This is a genomic window from Pseudomonas sp. GW823-FHT02E01 (assembly GCF_058797535.1).
The window spans coordinates 250,587-270,394 of the sequence record NZ_JBXAJS010000001.1 but is presented as its reverse complement, the minus strand read 5'-3'; the positions used below and the strand labels follow the sequence as shown (position 1 = coordinate 270,394).

The window sequence follows — 19,808 nt, the reverse complement described above, 5'->3', positions numbered from 1 at the left end:
GCGGGTGGATCAAGATCAAGAGCTGCAGGCGAGCTAACGCTCGGCCTGATGAGTGGTGAGAAGCGCGGGTGTACGCCGCTCTGCCTTTGCGCTTCTGTAGGAGCGAGCCTGCTCGCGAAGGCGGCCTCACCGTCGACCGAAATCTTGCGGATGTACTCAGTACCTGTGGGAGCGAGCTTGCTCGCGAAAAACGTCCAGACACCGCGTTCATTCAGACAACAGGCGTTATCGTTGACGTCCTTCGCGAGCAAGCTCGCTCCCACAGGTGACCGCATCCGCAGAAACGGATATGTACGCCTTCAGAAATTAACCGAAGCCCCCCGCAGATCCCCCCGATGATTATTTTTTGTCGGCCATCGCTTGCGTGTCGGGCCCGATAGTTGGGCACCGTGTCCGGGCTGAGCAAACCTGACCGGAGCCTAATAATGATAAAAAAACGCTCGGCCACAGCCGGAGTCCGCCAACGGCTTCACCGGCTTGGCCACACTCGCCCGCAACCCCTTGCGCTGGCGATTTTTGCCGTACTGACGGGGCCAACCTACGCCACCACATTTGACCTCAACGAAGACTGGAGCCTGTCGACCAAGACCAGCCTGAGCCTGGGCAGCAGCTGGTCGACACAAAACCCCGACAAGAGCCTGATGACCCGCGCTAACGCCTTGCAGGCCCAGGGCGTAAATGCCAATGGCAGCAGCGTCAGCGCCGACGACAACCGGCTGAACTTCAAGAAGGGCGACCCCATCTCGCAACTGTTCAAGGGGCTCACCGATATCAGTCTCGATGGCCAGGGCCAGGGCGCGTTCATTCGCTTCAAGTACTGGTACGACCATGCCTATGAAACCGGCAATGGCCGCTTCAAGGATTTCGACGATTCGGGCTGGGACGACCTGTCAAAATTCAAGGGCTTCGAGGTGCTCGATGCCTACGTCTGGAAAGACTTCCAGGTGGCCGAACATCCGCTGAACGTAAAGGTCGGTAACCAGGTGTTGTCCTGGGGCGAAGCGCTGCTGATCCAGAACGGCATCAACGTGATCAACCCGTTGGACATCTCGGCGTTCAACCGTCCCGGCGTGGAGATCAAGGAAGGCCAGTTGCCGGTGGAGATGGTCTCCTTCAGCTTCGGCCTGACCGACACCACCAACCTCGAAGGTTTCTACCAGTACAACTGGCGCCCCAGCGTTCTCGACGGTTGCGGCACCTTCTTCGCCAGCAGTGATGTGATCCAGCCGGGTTGCGGGCCGCTGTACCTGAGCCAGGTACAGACCGATCAACAGATGCAGGCCGCTGGTTTGTTCGCCACGTCCCGGGGCAACGAATCGCCGTCCGACAACGGCCAGTTCGGCTTCGCCCTGCGCCAGATGATCCCGGCGCTCAACGATGCGGAAGCGGCGATCTACTACATCAACTATCACTCGCGGTTGCCGTATTTCACCATTAACGCCAGGAACACCGCCGTGCCCGGTACCTTCCCCGGTGGTATCCAGGGGCCGAGTTATGCGGCGGCCTTCCCGGAAAATATTCGCCTGTACGGCATCAGCCTCAACGGCGTCGAGCCTGTCACCGGGATTTCCCTGGCCGGTGAGTTGAGCTACCGGCCGAACATGCCGATCGCGATCAACGCGCCCGACGTCAACGTTGCGGTGATTTCCGGACCGGGGGGCAGTTCTTGGTTGCAGTTGCCGCCCGGCTTCAGCACCACCAATGGCAGCCAGTTCGATGCGTGGGAGCGCAAGGGCGTCTGGCAGTTGACCGGTTCGGCCACCCAGGCCATCGACAACGTGCTGGGCGCCACGCGCCTGAGCCTGTTCGGTGAGGCCGGTGTCGTGCACATCGACGATCTGGGGGACGAGCGCCTGGGCCGTAACGCCGCGTTCGGCCGCAGCGCCCCGCGCAACGGCACGCCGTGCAACACGGTGGCTTCAGGTGTGACCAACCAATACTGCACCGACAAGGGCTTTGCCACCGATTGGTCGTGGGGGTATCGCCTGCGCGCCAGCCTCGAATACAGCGATGTGTTGCCAGGCATCAACCTGATTCCGGCCGTCAACTGGCGGCATGACGTCTCGGGCTATTCCTACGATCCGCAAGGGCCGTTCCAGGAAGGCCAGCAAGCGCTGGGCGTGAGCCTGACCGGCGTCTACATGAACGACTACAGCGTGGAACTGGCCTACAACACGTTCTTCGGTTCCAACGACTACAGCACCCTCGACGACCGCGATTTTGCATCCGTCAGCTTCAAGGCAGACTTCTAAGGAGAACCGTTATGCGTATGCAATTGTGCGTGCTGGCCCTGGCCTGCACCGTCGGCCTGGCCCAGGCCAAAGGCACCGATTCGGCGGCACTGGGCAAGACCCTGACCCCCATGGGCTCGGAAATGGCGGCCAATGCCGACGGCAGTATTCCGGCCTGGACCGGTGGTCTGGCGAGCAACGCCGGCACCGTCGACAGCAAGGGCGGCTACAGCGATCCGTATGCCGCCGAGAAACCGTTGTTCACCGTCACCGCGCAGAACCTGACGCAATACCAGAAATTTCTCAGCCCCGGGCAAATCGCGTTGTTCAAGCGTTTTCCCGACACCTACAAGATGAACATCTACCCGAGCCATCGCAGCGCCAACCTGCCCAAGGAGGTACTGGCGGTCAGTCGTGAGAACGTCGCCAAGACCAGCATGGCCGACGGCGGCAACGGCTTGCACGACTATGCCAGGGGCATTCCGTTTCCGTTGCCCACCGAAGGCCTGGAGGTGATGTGGAACCACATGACCCGTTATCGCGGTGGCAGTTACGAGCGCATCAGCAGCGCCGCACTGGTGCGTGAAAATGGCGCCACCAGCTACGTGCGCAACCAGTCTTTGATCAACTTTGCCGACACCGTGGGCGGGCTGGAACCGGGCTCGAACATCCTGTTCATGTTCAAGAGCCGGGTGCTGGAACCGGCGCGTCTGTCCGGTGAGGCGGTGCTCGTGCACGAGCCGATTGACCAGGTCGCCGAGCCGCGTTCGGCCTGGCAGTACCTGCCGGGGCAACGTCGCGTGCGCCGTGCGCCGATGATCGCCTACGACAACAGCGCCCGTTACAGCAACGGCCTGATCACCGCCGACAACATCGATGGCTACAACGGCGCGCCGGACCGTTTCGACTGGAAACTGGTGGGCAAGCAAGAGCTGTTCATCCCTTACAACAGCTACAAGATCGGCAGCCGCGACCTCAAGTACGACGCCGTGATCAAGCCCAACCACGTCAATCAGGACCTGGCCCGCTACGAGAAGCACCGCGTGTGGGTGGTCGAAGCGACCCTCAAGCCCGGTGCCCGGCACATCTACGCCAAACGTCGCTTCTATGTGGACGAAGACAGCTGGCAGATCGCCCAGTCGGACCAGTACGACAGTCGCGGTGAACTGTGGCGCAGCGGTGAACTGCACGCGATCCAGCAGTACGACCACGGCTTCACCTACAACGTGCTGGAAACCTCCTATGACCTGATCTCCGGACGCTACTACGCCGGTGGCCTGGCCAACGAAGAGACCGAGCCGATGCGCGTGGGCTTCGCCGCCAAGACCGACGACTACACCCCGTCGGACCTGCGGCGTTGGGCCAAATAAACCGGGAGGCACCGTAAATCTCTTGTGGGAGTGAGCTTGCTCGCGATGGCGGCGTGTCAGACGACATCAATGTTGGGTGTTCCGGCTTCATCGCGAGCAAGCTCGCTCCCACAGGGATCAGTATGTGTTGATATTTATCTACCAGGAAATCTGCCATGCGCTACTGGATATCCGCTCTGGCCCTGGGCGCGAGCCTGGGTACTGTTCACGCCGCAACCCTCGACCAACAGCAAGCCAAAGACCTGGCGCAGGAGGCCTACGTCTTCGCCTACGCCACCGTCGAACACGACAAAGTGCTCAGCGCCATCGCCGCGAAACTGCCGTTCAACCGTCTCTACAGCGAACCGCGCCTGCTCGGCCCGCAAGACAACAAAGTGGTGTCGCCCAACAACGACACTTTCTATTCCCGTGCCTTGCTGGACTTGCGCAGCGAACCTGTGGTGCTCGACGTACCGGCCGTGCAAGGTCGCTACTACAGTTTCCAGCTGGTGGACATGCGCACCGACAACCTCGACTACATCGGCACCCGCGCCACGGGTGACAGGGCGGGGCGCTACCTGATTGTCGGGCCGGACTGGAAGGGGCCCGCGCCATCGGGGTTCAGCGCGGTGATTCGCTCACCGAGCCGGCTGGTCTTCCTGTTGGGACGGACCGAGGTCAAGGGCGAAGCGGATCAGAAAGACGCCGCGCAAGTGCTGAGGGGCTACGCCTTGCAACCGCTGTCCAAAGTCAATGGCAGCGCGCCCCCTGAACCCCTGGCACCGCTGCAACTGCCAGCGTACACGGACACCAGGCACGGGCCGGCGCAGGTGTTGTTCAGCACCTTCAACGCGCTGGCCCCCTTGCATCAATGGACCGCCAGCGAACAAAAGAAACTGGCCCGTTTCGCCGCCATTGGGGTCAAGCCGGGGGCCGGATTCCAGGCCCCGGCGGACTTGAACGAAGCCGTCGCACAGGGCGCCGAAGCCGGTCGCGAACAGGTCCGCGCAGCCTCCAGCCAACTATCGGTGGAACAGCAGGGCTGGTTGCCGTCGCCGCCCAACGTCGGCAAGTTTGGTGACGATGACCTGACCCGTGCCGCAGTCGCCTGGCGCTACATCTACGCCAACGATGCGGTGGAAGCGCTGTACCCGATGGCGTTGCACGATGCAAAGGGGCAGGAGCTCAACGGCCAACACGCCTATCGCCTGCATTTTCCCGCCGGGCAATTGCCGCCGGTGAATGCGTTCTGGTCGCTGACCCTGTATGACGGCAAAACCCAGTTGCTGGTGGCCAACCCGATCCAGCGTTACGCCCTGGGCGACCGCAGCCCTGGTCTACAATACGATGCCGACGGCGGCTTGACCCTGATCCTGCAAGCCGATGCGCCCAAGGCTGAGCCGCAGGGCAACTGGCTGCCGACGCCGCAAGGTCCGTTCAACCTGCTGTTGCGCCTGTACCTGCCCAAGGGCGGGGCATTGGACGGGAGTTATCAGTTGCCGACGATTGCGAGGATCGAATCATGAACCTGATTTTCAGTCGCCGCCGGTTGCTGGGCGGCATGGGGGTATTGGGAGCAAGTCTGATGTTTCCACGCCGGCTGCTGGCCGGTGATTCCGATGACCCTCGGCAGATTGCCAAAGAGGCGTGGATTTACGCGTACCCCATGCTCATGCATTACCAGACCATGGAAAAACAGGCGCTCAACCCGGCCGCGCCGGAGTACGTCGGCGGCTTCAACCGCTTTCGTCATTACAGCGAGTTGTTTACCCCGAACAACCGCGACATCGTCACGCCGAACAACGACACGCCGTACTCCTGGGCGTGGCTTGACCTGCGCAGCGAGCCGCAGGTGTTGAGCGTGCCGGCCGTGGCTGACGACCGCTATTACGTGCTTCAACTGGTCGACCAGTACACCCACAACTTTGCCTATGTCGGCGTGCTCAGCACCGGTCGCGATGCGGGGAATTACCTGATCGCCGGACCCCACTGGCAAGGCCCGACACCGGATGGCGTCAAGGCTGTGCTGCGCAGTGAAACCGAAATCGTCATGGTGCTTGGTAGAACGGGCCTGAAAAACGCCGGGGACCTGCCGGCGGTGCGTGCCTTGCAGCAGCAATACGGTTTGCGTTCGTTGCATGAATACATCGGCAGTGCGCCGCCTGTGGCTGCGCCAGCCATTGACTGGCACCCCTGGGACAGCAAGACCGGGTTGGGGCTGGAGTTTATTCCGGCGCTGAACCAGATCCTCAGCCTGTGCCCCACGCAACCGTCCGAACAAGCCTTGCGCGCGCGCTTTGCACGGATTGGCATCGTGCCCGGCCAGGGTTTCGACCCGGCGACGTTGCCGCCAGCAACGGGCCAGGCACTGCTCGCCGGGATTGAAGACGCCCAGGCGCAACTGCAAACCGCAGTGAGCCAGGTACGCACCACCCTCGGGCTGTTCGGCACTCGCGAAGCGCTGAACGGCAATTACCTCAACCGCGCTGTCGCGGCGAATGTCGGCATCTACGGCAACAGCGTGGAAGAGGCCTACTACACTGGCACTCGCCTGGATAATCAGGGGCAACCCTTGCAGGGTGGGCGAAGCTATCGCCTGCGTTTCGCAGCGGGTCAATTGCCGCCGGCCAGCGAGTTCTGGTCGCTGACGCTGTATGACTTGCCGGACCGGCAACTGGTGGCCAACCCGATCAATCGCTACTGCCTGAGCAGCCGGGATCAGTTGCAGGAAGATGCGGACGGTGGGTTGACGTTGATCCTGCAGAACGTCGCTCCGCCGGAGCAGAGCAACTGGTTGCCGACGCCTGCAAGCGGAGCGTTCACCCTGGTCCTGCGCCTGTATGGACCCGGGCAGCAGGTGGTCAATCAGCGCTGGAAAATGCCGGTGGTTGAAGTGGTGTCTGCCTGAACCGCATCGCGAGCAAGCTCGCTCCCACAGAGGATCTGTGTCGTTCACAAATGCTGTGAACAACCCGGCCCCCTGTGGGAGCGAGCTTGCTCGCGATGGCGACCTGACAGTCAATCAGGTACTCACAGACGAACGAACCCGGCAAACAGGCCGGCCGGTAGGCCGCCTCGGGCCCACGGAGCAGGACCGGAGCGAGGGCATGCCGAGCCACAGCGAGGCACCGAATGTCAGGGGCAAGAGCCCTTGGTTACTTGGGGCTTTTCCAAGTGACCCGCCGTAAGGGCGGAACCCTAAGTGGCCGTGACCGCAGCAAGGGATATGTACACCCACAAAACAATCATCGCCTGACACAAAGCCATCGCGAGCAAGCTCGCTCCCACAGGGGATCGGGTTGTTCACAGTATTTGTGAATGGCACAGATCCAGTGTGGGAGCGAGCCTGCTCGCGATGAAGGCGACGCGGTTTCCCGCGTCATCCGGTCAAGGCGTGACGATATTGAACTGCGGCGCAAACGTCTCGAGGCTGCTCATCAACTCCCCAAGCTTCTTGCCATTGCCTTGCAACTTGATCAGACCTTTCTGGATTGCCGTCGGAATATCCAGTTGCTTGAGGCTGATCTGTTCCAGGGTGGCCTTGCTCATGGTCACGCTGGCATCCGCCTGAGCATTGAGCCCGGCACGGTGGGTCAGCACGCCATTGCGCAGGGTCAGGTTGAAGTCCTTGCTCAAGTCATCGAAGGTCCAGTTCAGGGTCAAGTCATGGCCTACGGCCTTTTCACTGTCCAGGCGCACCGCCAGGAAGTCGAAGAACATCTGCGGGCTCATCGCCCGCACCATGTCCACCGATACCGAAGTGCCCGCATAGGGTGGCACGCCGTTGCGCAGTTCCATGGCACCGGTCAGGTACATGTTGCGCCAGGTGGCGTTTTCACTTTGATAGCCCATTTGCTCCAACGCCTGGGCCTGGGCTTTGCGGGCGTCACCGTTGTCCGGGTTGGCGAACAGCACCTGATTGCCCAGTTGCGCGGCCCAGCGGTATTCACCCTTGGCCATCGCCGCCTGCATTTTCTCAAGCACTGCCGCTTCGCCGCCCATGGCCTCGACCGAACGCTTGGCCGTTTCTACCGGCGGCAGCGGATTGAGGTTGGCCGGGTTACCGTCATAGAAACCCATGTAGCGCTGATACACCGCCCGGGTGTTGAAACTCAGTGAGCCGTAGTAGCCACGGGTGTACCACTTCTGGTCCAGGTTGCCGGGCAGTTTCTTGATCGAGTCGGCGATTTCCAGCGGCGTCAGGCCCTGGTTCAGCAGGTGCAGGGTGCGGTCATTGAGGAAGGCGTACATGTCGCGCTGGTCGGCGAGGAAGGTGCGGATGCGTTCGCCACCCCAGGTCGGCCAGTTGTGCTGGGCGAACAACACGTCGCTCTTGTCACCGTAACGCGCCAGGCTGGCGTCGAGGTACTCGGCCCAGGCCTTGGCGTCACGCACTTGCGCGCCGCGGGGGGTAAGGATGTTGTGCATCATTTGCGTGGCGTTTTCCGCCATGCACAAGGCGCGCAATTGCGGCAGGTACAGGTTCATCTCTGCCGGCGCCTCGGTGCCCGGGGTCAACTGGAACTCTACCTCGAGACCGGCGATGGTGCGGGTTTGCAGTTCCTTGTCGATCAGGTCGGTGGGCGGGATCAGGGTGACAGTGCCGCCGCTCGGTGTGCTCTTGCCCAGGCCGGCGTCGACCTGGCCTTTTTCGCCACGGGGCAGCAGGCTGCCGAACTGGAACTGTGCGCGGCGGCTCATGGCATTGCCGGCGTAGACGTTCTCGCTCATCACGTGTTCCATGAACCCGACGGGGGCGAACACCTTGACCTTGCCGGCCTTGACGTCGGCTTCGTCGATGACCCCGCGCACGCCACCGAAGTGGTCGACGTGGGTGTGGCTGTAGATCACCGCCACCACCGGTTTGTGCGGACGGTTCTGGTAGTACAGGTCCAGTGCCGCCTTGGCGGTTTCGGCCATGGTCAGCGGGTCGATGATGATCAGCCCGTCGTCGCCTTCGATGATGGTCATGTTGGCCAGGTCGAGGCCGCGCACCTGATACAGCCGTGGGCTGACTTCGAACAATCCGGCATGGGCGCTGAGTTGGGCCAGACGCCAGAGGCTCGGGTTGACCGACTCCGGGGCCTGGTCTTTGGCGAGGAAGTCATAGGCCTGGATATCCCAGATGACCTTGCCCGAGGCGTCCTTGACCTGGCCCTTGAACGGCGCGATCAGACCCTTGGTGACCGACTCGTAGTCGGTGCGGTCGGTGAAGGGCAGTTGTTGCAGCACGGCGGCGTTACTGGCCGTGGTTTGCGGGCTGGCTGCGACCGGTCCATCGGCGGCGACCACCGATTGCGCAAGGCAGGCAGTGATCAGGCAAGCGAGCAGCCCACGAGGGCTCAAGGTGAAACGAGGCATGGCGTCTCCGTTTTTTATCGTTATGGTTAGACCAGCTTCGAGGGTAGGGCGGGGCGCGGGCGGGGCGATCATCAGCAACGGACAAAAAACATTCAGGACCGCTATCCTTGAGCCACGCCTATCCAGCAGGTTGACCCATGCTTGAAGTCCATGGTGTTTTCAAAAGCTACGCCACACCGCAGGGGCCGCTGCCGGTGCTGCAAGGCGTCGACCTGACGCTCAGGCCCGGCAGCAGCCTGGCGCTGATGGGCGAGTCGGGCAGTGGCAAAAGCACCTTGCTGCACCTGATCGCCGGGCTGGACAAGGTCGATCGCGGCAGCATCCGCAGTGGCGCGCATCGCCTGGAACAGATGAATGAAGGGCAACTGGCGAACTGGCGCCGTACGGAAATCGGCCTGGTGTTCCAGCAGTTCAACCTGATCGGCAGCCTGCGGGTCGAAGACAACCTGGCGATTCAGGCGCGGCTGGCGGGGCGTCATGACCCACGCTGGCAGGCGCACCTGGTGCGACGTCTGGGCCTGGGCGAACTGCTGCGGCGCTACCCCGAGCAACTGTCCGGCGGCCAGCAGCAACGGGTCGCGCTGGGCCGGGCGCTGGCGTCGCGTCCGCCATTGTTGCTGGCCGACGAGCCCACCGGCAGCCTCGATGAAACCACCGGCGCCGAGGTGTTGCAGTTGCTGCTGGAATTGCTCGACGACAGTCCCACCAGCCTGTTGATGGTCACCCACAGTCCCGGCGTCGCGGCACGGCTGGCGGAAAAAGCCCTGCTGTGCGGCGGTCGCCTGGCCGCTGCGGGCGAGCGCTGACATGCGCATCTTTGGCGAAACCCTGCGCGCACTGCTCAGCCACTGGCGGCAGCATCCGGTGCAGTTTTTCAGTGTGCTGACCGGGTTGTGGCTGGCCACCAGTCTGTTGACCGGCGTCCAGGCACTCAACAGCCAGGCCCGCGACAGCTATGCCCGCGCCAGTCAATTGATCGGTGGCGAACCTCAGGCCAGCCTCGGTGCGCCCGGTGGCGGCACGTTCCCCCAGCAATGGTTTATCGATCTGCGGCGCGCGGGGTGGCCGGTGTCACCGGTGCTGCAAGGCCGGGTCACGCTCAAGGGGCATGAAGAGCAGCGCTTGCAGTTGATGGGCATCGAGCCGGTGTCGCTGCCGGCGGGTGCGGCGGTGGCCGGGCAGGCCTTGGCGATTGAACAGGTGGTCGGCTTTTTCAGTCCGCCGGGCAGCACCTGGATATCGTCGCAGACCTTGCAGGCACTGGGTTTGCGCGAGGGTGACCGGCCACTGAACGTGGCGGGCGTGGCCCTGCCGCCGCTGCATGTGCAGGCCGATATGGCGCCCGGCGTGCTGCTGGTGGACATCGGTTTTGCCCAGCAGATTCTGGGGTTGCCGCAGCAACTGTCGCGGCTGCTGTTACCGAAGGATTTCACCGCGCCGTTGCCGGAGCCGTTCAAGGGCCAGTTGCAACTCAAGCGCGCCGGCGAAGAAAACAACCTGAGGCGCCTGACCGAAAGCTTTCACCTGAACCTCGATGCCCTGGGGGTGCTGTCGTTCGTGGTCGGCCTGTTTATCGTGCACGCCGCCATCGGGCTGGCGCTGGAGCAACGGCGAAGCTTGCTCCGAACCCTGCGTGCCTGCGGTGTGAGTGCACGGATGCTGATGGCCTGTCTCGCCGTCGAATTGGGTGGGTTGGCCCTGATCGGCGGTGTGGCCGGGGTGGTCAGCGGCTACCTGCTGGCCGGCGTGCTGTTACCCGATGTCGCCGCCAGCCTGCGTGGCTTGTATGGCGCCGAAGTGGCGGGGCAGTTGAGCCTTGGTCTGTCGTGGTGGTTCAGTGGTATCGGCTTGAGTCTGATCGGCGCGTTGCTGGCCGGGGCAAACAGCCTGCTGCGGGCGGCGCGTCTGCCATTGCTGGCGCTGGCCGATCCGCAGGCCTGGCATCAAGCCCATGCGCGCTGGTTGCGACGCCAGGGTTGGGTGGCGGCCATGGCCGGGATGATCGCGTTGCTGGCGTTGATCTTCGGCGACAGCCTGATCAGTGGCTTCGTGTTGATGGCCGCGCTGTTGATCGGTGCCGCGCTGGCCTTGCCGGTGGTGCTCAGCGCGCTGCTCAGTCTCGTTTCGCAGCGCAGTCGCTCGGTGCTCGGCCAGTGGTTTGTTGCCGATTGCCGCCAGCAACTGCCGGCGTTGAGCCTGGCCTTGATGGCGCTGCTGTTGGCCATGGCGGCGAACATCGGTGCCGGCAGCATGACCGCAGGGTTTCGCCAGACCTTCAGCAACTGGCTCGAACAACGGCTGACGGCCGAGCTTTACCTCAATCCACAAAACCCGGCCCAGGCCAGAGAGCTGCACAGCTGGCTCAACCAGCAGCCGCAACTGGCGGCCGTGCTGCCCAACTGGCAGGTTTCGATTCAATTGCAGGGCTGGCCGACGGACCTGTCCGGGATCATCGACCATCCGACCTATCGCCAGCACTGGCCACTGCTCGAAGCCTTGGGCGACAACCCTTGGGAGCGACTGGCCAAGGACGATGCGGTGATGCTCAGCGAACAACTGTCCCGGCGCCTGCGAGTGCAACTGGGCGATCACCTGACGCTGCCGACGCCCACCGGCCTGTGGTCGCCACGGATCGTCGGGATCTACGCCGACTATGGCAATCCCAAGGGCCACATTCTGGTGAACATCTGCCACCTGTTGCGCGGTTGGCCGCAACTGACTCCGAACCGCTTCAACCTGCGCATCGAACCGGCGTCGATCCCGGTGTTCGTCACGGCATTGCAGGCGCGATTTACCCTGGACGACAGCCGCATCGTCGATCAGGCGCGGCTCAAGGGCTGGTCCACGCAAGTCTTCGAGCGCACCTTCGCTGCCACTGCCGCGCTCAACAGCCTGACACTGTGCGTGGCGGGGGTGGCGCTGTTCATCAGCCTGTTGACCCAAAGCCAGAGCCGTCTCGGGCAACTGGCGCCATTGTGGGCGTTGGGCGTGACGCGTCGGCATTTGATGTTGCTCAACCTCGGGCAAACCTGGCTGCTGGCGATATTGACCCTGGTGCTGGCGTTGCCGCTGGGCATCGCCCTGGCGTGGTGCCTGGACGCGGTGATCAACGTGCAGGCCTTTGGCTGGCGACTGCCGTTGCGAGTGTTTCCATTGCAACTGTTGCAATTGATGGGGCTGGCGCTGGTGGCGACGTTACTGGCCTCGGCCTGGCCGTTGTACCGTTTGTACCGCACGCAACCGGCGGACCTGCTGCGGACGTTTGCCCATGAAGATTAAAGTCGGCGTGTTGCTCCTGGCGCTGCTGGCAAGCGGTTGCGATCAACCGGCACCGGTGGAAAAAGGCTTTGCCGGGTTGGGCAACCAGGCCGCTGCGTTCACCCCGGTGGTGCCCGGTCGGGTGTTCAGCTTCCCGGCGGATCACGGCCCGCACGACGGCTTTCGCATCGAATGGTGGTACGTCACGGCCAACCTGAAGGACGATCAGGGGCATGAGTTTGGCGCGCAATGGACCTTGTTCCGCAGTGCCTTGAAAGCCACCCCCGAGGTGCTGGGCTGGCAGAATCAGACGATCTGGCTCGGCCACGCGGCGGTGACATCGGCGACGGCGCATCACGCGGCCGAACGTTATGCCCGTGGCGGCGTCGGTCAAGCCGGTGTCAGCGTCGCGCCGTTCAACGCGTGGATCGACGACTGGCAATTGAGTAGCCAGGCGACTGCCGACGACCCGTTGGCCGACCTGCAGCTCAGTGCCAGCGACCGGCGTTTCAGCTACCGGCTGCGGTTGACTTCGACAGGTCCGCTGGTGCTTCAGGGGGACCGGGGCTTCAGCCAGAAATCCGAACAGGGTCAGGCCTCTTATTACTACAGCCAGCCGTTTTTCCAGGCCAGCGGGACCCTGGACATCGACGGCAAGTCCTTTCAGGTCAGTGGCCCGGCCTGGCTCGACCGGGAATGGAGCAGCCAGCCCCTGACGAGCAACCAGACCGGTTGGGACTGGCTCTCCCTGCATCTGGACAGCGGCGAGCAGGTGATGCTGTATCGCATGCGGCAAAAGGACGGTGAGCCTTACCTCACCGGCACCTGGATCGACGCCCGGGGCCAGACACAATTGCTGCACGCCCGCGACATCAGTCTCACGCCGCAAGACACCGCCCGGGTTGCCGGGCGTGAGATGCCCATTCGCTGGTCGATCAAAATCCCTGCAAGACACCTCGATATAACCATTGCCGCGCTCAATCCCCAGGCCTGGATGGACTTGCGCATTCCGTACTGGGAAGGCCCGGTGCGCCTCAGTGGCAGCCATGCAGGGCAAGGCTATCTGGAAATGACCGGGTACTAGGCGCTCGTGTCAGGAAAATCACCGCTGCGGCGCGACCACTCGCTGAACAGCGTCTATGCTCACTCGCACACATGGCGTTGAGCTCGGTTTCAACGCCGTCTGTTGCCATCTATCACAGGGAATGTTCTGCCTATGAAACGCCACGCACTGAGCAAAGCCATCACCCTCGCAACCTTGCTGTCTGTCGCCAGTTTTGGCGCGGTTGCCGCCGAACTCCCGTTGTCCGAAGTTGTGGTGGTTGACCAGGTCACCACCAAAGTCGTTTCGGTAGATACCGCGAACCATTCCGTGGTCCTTAAAGGCCCGCAGGGTAATGAGTTCCCTGTGCAGTTGACCGACAAGGCGAAAAACCTCGACAACCTCAAGGCTGGCGATACGGTGGAAATCAGGGTTACCAGCGCCGTTGCAGCCTTCCTCGACACCGATGTCGACAAAGGCCTGCCCGGCACCGCCGAAGCCACCGGCGAAATGCGTACAGCGCCAGGTAGCCCCAACCCCGGCGGCGAAGCGTACCGTCAGGTGAAAGTGCAGCTGAAAATCACCAGCATTGACCTGAAGAAAAACCAGGTGACCTTCGAAAACCCGGAAGGCAAGTCCAAGACGGTCGACGTCAAACGACCTGAAGTCCAGGCCAAACTCAAGGACTTGAAAGTCGGACAAAGCGTCAACGTGGTTTATACCGACATATTGACGGTGACCAGCAAGCACTAATATTGAGTATTGGCGTTATACGGGCCGATTGTTTTTGTGCAAGTTTTGTATAGAAATAATCAGCTCGTAATGGTCGAACTGGTGAGTTTGAGATGCCGTGTTGCATAGTATTTAAATCGACATCTTGTTAAACATTGTGTCGATAAATTTCATTTTTGCGTACGGACATATTAATCCGCTTCTACTAAAATACGTTCCGTTCGCCCAGTGTCAGGGCTCTTTACCAGTGCATGGATTGCCGAGGCCATTGCACTGGGCGAACACTTTATTTGCTGTATAGAACGTTTCGGATATAAAAAAACGGGCGACCTGTAGGTCGCCCGTTTTTATTGAGTTGTGACAAATCATTCAATCATGTTTTTTATTGACTTGACGCAACATCGGCCAACGCGGCGAAACACTGTTCGATCGAGCGCCGCTGGCTCTCGGCGTACAGTTCCAGCTCATCGATCGTCGAACGCCCCAGGGCCTGTTCGAACGCTTGCTGGTTGGCATGGGCGCCGTAACGGGTTTGCGCCGCGTCCCCCAGGTTTGACTGAAAAATCCCCGCCGCGCTGACGGGCAGGAAGTCTTCGTACACCAGGGGTTCTACCCGCAGGTAACCGTCGCTGAGCAGGTCTTCCAGGGGCGCGTTTTTCAGGTCGCCCGCCGCCAGGCCCTTTTCCGTCACGAAGTAGCGAAAGTAAGCCAGGCCCTGTTGGCGCATGCCTTCCCAGGTGTCAGGGAACTCGCTGAAATGCTGCGCCATCAGGGCGTTATAGCGCGCAGCGTTGGCTTCGTTGGGGAAGTCCTTGAGTTCGTCCCGCGCGGCATTGAGCAAACGGTCGTAGAGTGCGCGGCCTTTTGGCGTGAGGGCGGCACCGCGTTGTTCGATCTCGCCGAACCGGGCACTGTGGCTGCCGCGAGCCTCGCTTTGATCGGTGAAGGCAATCGGCTCGTCCAGGGCCTTGAAGCTGGTCTGGCGCAGCAGGATCGGGCACTGGCGGCGAGGCGGGCCTTCGATCACCGCTTTGGGGGTGATGCCATGGGCCGGCATCTGCGCCTGGACGATGTCGATGTCCAGGGTCCGTGGTGTCAGGTGGTTGATGTGCGGGCCCTTGAACGCCACCACGTCGGCGATCAGGCGATGCTGGGCGCTGAGTTGCTGATACTGTTCGGCGGTGACGGTGGCGCTGTGGTGCCAGCGAAACGTTTCCAGTGCCTGCTCGACGAAGTCCAGGGCTTGCTGCTCGGTCAGGCCACCCCGGGATTCGGCGAGTTCGATGAGCGTGAGGGCCGTGGGGGTGAAGATCGAACGCTGGTCGAGCATTGACTGGGCGAACGCTCGCAGCTGCAGGTCTTCGATCAATTCCAGGCGCAACAGCGACGTGAACACCCGGAACGGGCTGACCTGCAACGACGCTTCATGCACCGCGCGAAACGCCGTGGAATGCACCGGCACACCGGCCGGTGTCAGGTCGTAGTAACCCACCGGTTGCATGCCCATCACCGCGAACAGGCGGGCGAGGGTCGCCAATTCATCGGCCGTACCGACGCGGATCGCCCCATGCCGTTCCAGGTCCAGGCGTTCGATTTCGCCGGTGCTGGTGAGCTGCCGCAGGATTTGCGCATCGTTGTCCAGCACGTGACGGTTAGTCTGCTCCACCAGCTCCATCAACGCGCCGTACAACGGCACTTCCTCGCGGTACATGTCGGACATCGCTTTGGAGAAGCGTTGGCGGATCAGGTCAGGGCTGACGAAGTTCGGGTGGTTCATGAACAGGATTCCTGGCGCGGTGACGTAAAGGATGGACGAAAGATCGCAGCCTTCAGCGACGCCGACAAACGAAGTTTCTGACGAACTTCATTCTGTTAAGGACTACATACCTAATGCAGTCGTTGATCCTGTGGGCTCTCCGAGCGCAGCGATGCCAAAAACTCGCGATACAGGCGCGCCGAACCGTATGGCGCTTCCACCATGGGCATGTGCCCGATGGCATCCCAGATATGCACGCGCAGGTCGGCGATGCCCTTGCTCCAGACCGCCACGCTGCTGACGTCGATCAGCCGGTCCTTGCGCCCCCACAGCAATAACGCCGGGACGGTGATGTCGGGCAGGTGCGGTTCCATCGGCGGGCTGGCACGGAATTCGCGGAAGATTTCCTCCAGTTCTTCGCGGGACTGTTCATAGCGCTGGGCGACGGCATCGAGCACCAGCTTCGGTACCCAGGGTGGCGAAGCCATGGTCATGGCGTAGAAACGCCGGAATTCTTCGCGCGAGTGAATCAGAAACGGGTTGTGGCCCTTGGCCAAATGCCGCTCAAGGTCACTGGGCTCGGGGGCGGTGACCCCGGCCGGGTCGACCAGGGCCACGGACACAATGCGTTCCGGGTAAGTGGCCGCGAGCCACGCCGCCATGTAGCCGCCCATGGAGTTGCCGATGACATGGACTTTCTCCACCCCGCAAACGTCCAGCAGCTGGATCATGCGTTTGGCCTGCAGCGGGATGTCGTAGCCGCCGCCCGCCTTGAAGCCGGTTTCGCCATGGCCGGCGATGTCCGGGATGATCACCCGATGGCTACCGACAAAGTGCCGGGCGAAACGCAGCCAGAGGTTTTTGTCGGCGCTGAAGCCATGGAGCATCAGCACACTGCTGGTGGCCTCGTACGGCCCGCCTTGCCAGGTCGAGACGGTCATTTCGGGGATGGGCACGACGATCTTGTGCAGCCGGTACAACTTGGCCTCGGCCGCCATGCTCAAGTCATAGAGCCAGTAGCCGATGGCCGGGTAGGTCAGCCAGCTCCAGGCAACGAACACTGCGAGAACGACGAACAACAAAAGCATCACGCGTCTCCCTTCTATCTGCTCAGGACAAAATGTGATCGGCGGGTTTCAGCGCACGGGTCAAGCGATGAAAGCTGAAGCTGAATCCCGGAAACATGGCAATCACATGACCGCTCTTGCTTTGATACCAACTGTGGCAACCACCGGATTTCCACACGGTGCGTTCCATTTCCCGGTGGATCATTTCAGTGTAGGTACGTTCCGCCTCATGGCGAACTTCGATGCTGCGTAAACCTTGAGTCTTCAAGGTGCGAATGCAATCGAGGATGTAATTCATCTGGGATTCGATGATGAACAGCGCCGAGGTGTGACCGATCCCGGTGTTCGGTCCGGTGACGATGAACAGGTTGGGGAAGTCGGGCAGGGCGGTGCCGAGGTAGGCCCGTGGGTACTGCGCCCAGACCTCCTTGAGACGGGTGCCTTTTTTGCCCGTTACCGGGTAGGAAATCACCCCGTCGGTGGCATCGTAGCCAGTGGACCAGACGATCAGGTCCAGGTCGATGTGCTGGCCGTCCAGTGTCACGATACCGGTCTCGTCGATGGACGCGATGCCTTGCTCGCGGCTGTGCAGCGTCACGTTGTCGCGCGCCAGTGCCGGGTACAGCGTGCTGGACAGAATCACCCGTTTGCAGCCGATGGTGTAGTCCGGCGTCAGTTGGCGCCGCAGTTCGGCATCCGGCACCTGGCGTTTGAGAAAACGCAGGGCCTGGCGCTGGACCATGTGCACCGCCGGTTTCGAATACTTGAAGGCAATCACTCGGGTTTCGAATTGCCAGTAGATCCCCCAGCGCAGCAGCTTGTAGGCCGGCTTGAACCCCAGCAGCCAGCGCTGGAAACGGCCAAAGCTGCGGTCAGCCCGGGGCAGGACCCAGTGGGGCGTGCGCTGGAATACATGCAAGTGCCCGACGTCCGGGGCGATGGCCGGAATGACCTGGGCCGCACTGGCGCCGCTGCCGACGATGGCCACGCGTTTTTGCCGGTAGTCGTAGTGATGATCCCAGTTGTTGGTGTGAAACGCTTTACCTTGAAAACGCTCCTGTCCGTCGAAGCGCGGAACAACCGGTTGACTCAGCGGCCCGGTCGCGTTGATCAGGAACTGTGCGCAAAACGTGCCTTTGCCGGTGGTGTACACCGTCCAGCGTTTGTGGGCGTCGTCCCATTCGACGCGCTCGACATTGGCGCCCAGTTCCACTTTGTCCCGCAGGCCGAAGTGCTCCACCACGTGGCGGGTGTAACGGTGCAGTTCGGCCTGTTCGGCGAACATTTGCGTCCAGCGATACGGAGCAAAAGACAGGGAGTACAGCGGCGAGGGCACGTCGACTGCCGCGCCGGGGTAGGTGTTCTGGCACCAGGTGCCGCCGAAGAAATCACGCCGCTCCAGCAGGCGAAAATCGTCGATGTCGGCCTTGAGCAAATTGATTGCTGCACATTGGCCGCCAAACCCGCTGCCGATGATCAATACTTGAAAGGTCTGCATGGGCCTCCTCTTATGGTCATTGATCAACCCCTTCCTTCATGTATAGCCGTTAATGGGGTGAGGCTTTTGCTTTTATGTGAGCCTGATGTCGCGATTTTCAGCCCGTTAGTCGGTGATGGCTATTTAATGCCACCCTGATAGACTCCAGCGCATAGGCACAGGCTGTAATCGCATTCCGTGGAGTGGCAAAGAGGTCCTATGGCAAAAGCGGGAGGAAAGGGATCTTCATTGGCCAGGAGGCTCTATACATCGCGGATCCTGGGGTTGGCCCTGGGTCTGGTGTGTGTGAGCGCGGCAATGTATCCGCTCGATCCTGCACCTTGGGTCTGGGGCTTCATGTGGTTCAATGGCCTGGTCTGGCCGCACCTTGCTTACCAATGGGCGCGCCGGGCCAAGACGCCCTATCATGCCGAACACCGCAATCTGCTGATCGATGCCTTTCTCGGCGGCTTCTGGATTGCTGCGATGCAATTCAATCCACTGCCCAGCGCGACCACCATTTCCATGATGGCCATGAACAACGTGGCCATAGGCGGCTCGCGCTTTCTACTGGCCGGGACAGCCTCGCAAATCCTGGGCGTGGGCGTTGGCCTGCTGATTTTCGCCCCGGCGTTCATTCCTGCCACCAGCGCGGTACAGCTCTATGCCTGTTTGCCGTTGCTGTGCCTGTATCCGCTGGCGCTGGGCTGGATCTGCTTCCGCCAGGCCCATACTCTGGGCTGTCAGAAGCGTGAACTGCTGGCACTGAGCCGCACCGACAGCCTGACAGGCCTGCTGAACCATGGCACTTGGAAGGACCAACTGGAGATCGAGTTCCAGCGTTGCAATAGCCAGCAAAAAGGCGGAGCGATCGCCCTGATCGACATCGACCATTTCAAAGCCATCAACGACACCTACGGCCATGTTGCCGGCGACATCGTCTTGCGTCAGTTGAGCAAAATGCTCAAGCAGAACCTGCGAGCGACCGATGTGGCAGGGCGCTACGGCGGCGACGAGTTCTGCGTGATCCTTCCGGACCTGCCCCTGAACCGCGCCGCTGCCATCATGGATGCCCTGCGCGCTCGCTTCGCCATCTTGGGCTACGAGCAGAACCCGGCGCTGAAAGTCAGCCTGAGCATTGGCCTGGCGTCATTCAACCCGGCCCATGCCGACGCGATGCTTTGGCTCAATGATGCCGATCATGCGTTGTACGAAGCCAAGACCACCGGGCGTAATCGGGTGATCTGCTGCGGTAACGGGAAACCCCATCGCGAACTGCTCGACTCGGTGTGACCCTTCACCGCAAAACCTGTGGGAGCGAGCTCGCTCGCGATGGCGGCGGGTCAGGCGGCAGGGATGCTGGCTGTGACGGCCTCATCGCGAGCAAGCTCGCTCCCACGGGGTTCCGGGTGAATACAAGATTTGTGCTCAACAAAGATCAACTGTGGGAGCGAGCCTGCTCGCGATGGCGGCGGGTCAGGCGGCAGGGATGCTGGCTGTGACGGCCTCATCGCGAGCAAGCTCGCTCCCACGGG

General features: G+C 61.8%; 13 protein-coding genes. 9 read left to right on the top strand and 4 right to left on the bottom strand.

The features are described from left to right. Positions 1–425 precede the first annotated feature (425 nt). The 4 genes from AC1RDQ_RS01200 to AC1RDQ_RS01185 all read left to right on the top strand — a co-directional run bounded on the left by AC1RDQ_RS01200 (position 426) and on the right by AC1RDQ_RS01185 (position 6,488). The gene (locus AC1RDQ_RS01200) at positions 426–2,252 is read left to right on the top strand and encodes a DUF1302 domain-containing protein (RefSeq protein WP_492585983.1); all 1,827 of its coding nucleotides are present in this window, start codon (positions 426–428) and stop codon (positions 2,250–2,252) included. Between the two features lie 11 nt (positions 2,253–2,263). After that, a complete protein-coding gene (locus AC1RDQ_RS01195; protein ID WP_090456375.1) occupies positions 2,264–3,601 on the top strand; it encodes a DUF1329 domain-containing protein in 1,338 nt (445 codons plus the stop codon). A 155-nt stretch (positions 3,602–3,756) separates the two neighbouring features. Further along, positions 3,757–5,106: a DUF1254 domain-containing protein gene (locus tag AC1RDQ_RS01190; protein ID WP_492585981.1), complete on the top strand. Its 1,350-nt coding sequence runs from the start codon at positions 3,757–3,759 to the stop codon at positions 5,104–5,106. Further along, positions 5,103–6,488 (top strand): DUF1254 domain-containing protein, encoded by a 1,386-nt coding sequence (locus tag AC1RDQ_RS01185; RefSeq protein WP_492585979.1) that lies wholly within the window; start codon positions 5,103–5,105, stop codon positions 6,486–6,488. Before AC1RDQ_RS01190 ends, AC1RDQ_RS01185 begins: the two co-directional genes overlap by 4 nt. A 479-nt stretch (positions 6,489–6,967) precedes the next feature. On the opposite strand, the gene AC1RDQ_RS01180 is transcribed toward AC1RDQ_RS01185, so the two are convergent. Continuing rightward, entirely contained in the window at positions 6,968–8,941 is a 1,974-nt protein-coding gene (locus AC1RDQ_RS01180) for an alkyl/aryl-sulfatase (RefSeq protein WP_492585977.1), read from the bottom strand. Positions 8,942–9,078: 137 nt separating this feature from the next. Between AC1RDQ_RS01180 and AC1RDQ_RS01175 the strand changes: the two genes are divergently transcribed. The 4 genes from AC1RDQ_RS01175 (at position 9,079) to AC1RDQ_RS01160 (ending at position 13,994) form a co-directional block, all read left to right on the top strand. Then, positions 9,079–9,747 (top strand): ABC transporter ATP-binding protein, encoded by a 669-nt coding sequence (locus AC1RDQ_RS01175; RefSeq protein WP_090456368.1) that lies wholly within the window; start codon positions 9,079–9,081, stop codon positions 9,745–9,747. A 1-nt stretch (position 9,748) separates the two neighbouring features. After that, on the top strand, positions 9,749–12,220 hold the full coding sequence (locus tag AC1RDQ_RS01170) for an ABC transporter permease (RefSeq protein WP_492585975.1): 2,472 nt from the start codon (positions 9,749–9,751) through the stop codon (positions 12,218–12,220). Further along, positions 12,210–13,283 (top strand): lipocalin-like domain-containing protein, encoded by a 1,074-nt coding sequence (locus tag AC1RDQ_RS01165; RefSeq protein ID WP_492585973.1) that lies wholly within the window; start codon positions 12,210–12,212, stop codon positions 13,281–13,283. Before AC1RDQ_RS01170 ends, AC1RDQ_RS01165 begins: the two co-directional genes overlap by 11 nt. 132 nt (positions 13,284–13,415) lie before the next feature. Then, positions 13,416–13,994: a hypothetical protein gene (locus tag AC1RDQ_RS01160; RefSeq protein WP_154862343.1), complete on the top strand. Its 579-nt coding sequence runs from the start codon at positions 13,416–13,418 to the stop codon at positions 13,992–13,994. A gap of 361 nt (positions 13,995–14,355) precedes the next feature. Here AC1RDQ_RS01160 and hglS read toward each other — a convergent pair whose 3' ends face one another. From hglS to AC1RDQ_RS01145, 3 genes are all read right to left on the bottom strand, one after another. Then, positions 14,356–15,750: a 2-oxoadipate dioxygenase/decarboxylase HglS gene (gene hglS / locus AC1RDQ_RS01155; protein WP_340313779.1), complete on the bottom strand. Its 1,395-nt coding sequence runs from the start codon at positions 15,748–15,750 to the stop codon at positions 14,356–14,358. 110 nt (positions 15,751–15,860) lie between these two features. Beyond that, complete coding sequence (locus AC1RDQ_RS01150; protein ID WP_492585971.1) at positions 15,861–16,817, bottom strand: alpha/beta fold hydrolase; 957 nt, start codon at positions 16,815–16,817, stop codon at positions 15,861–15,863. 22 nt (positions 16,818–16,839) lie between these two features. Then, entirely contained in the window at positions 16,840–18,294 is a 1,455-nt protein-coding gene (locus AC1RDQ_RS01145) for a flavin-containing monooxygenase (protein WP_090456359.1), read from the bottom strand. 198 nt (positions 18,295–18,492) lie between these two features. Between AC1RDQ_RS01145 and AC1RDQ_RS01140 the strand changes: the two genes are divergently transcribed. Continuing rightward, positions 18,493–19,566 carry a diguanylate cyclase gene (locus AC1RDQ_RS01140; protein WP_218496433.1) on the top strand — a complete coding sequence of 358 codons (1,074 nt, stop codon included), beginning with the start codon at positions 18,493–18,495 and terminating at the stop codon, positions 19,564–19,566. Positions 19,567–19,808 lie beyond the last annotated feature (242 nt).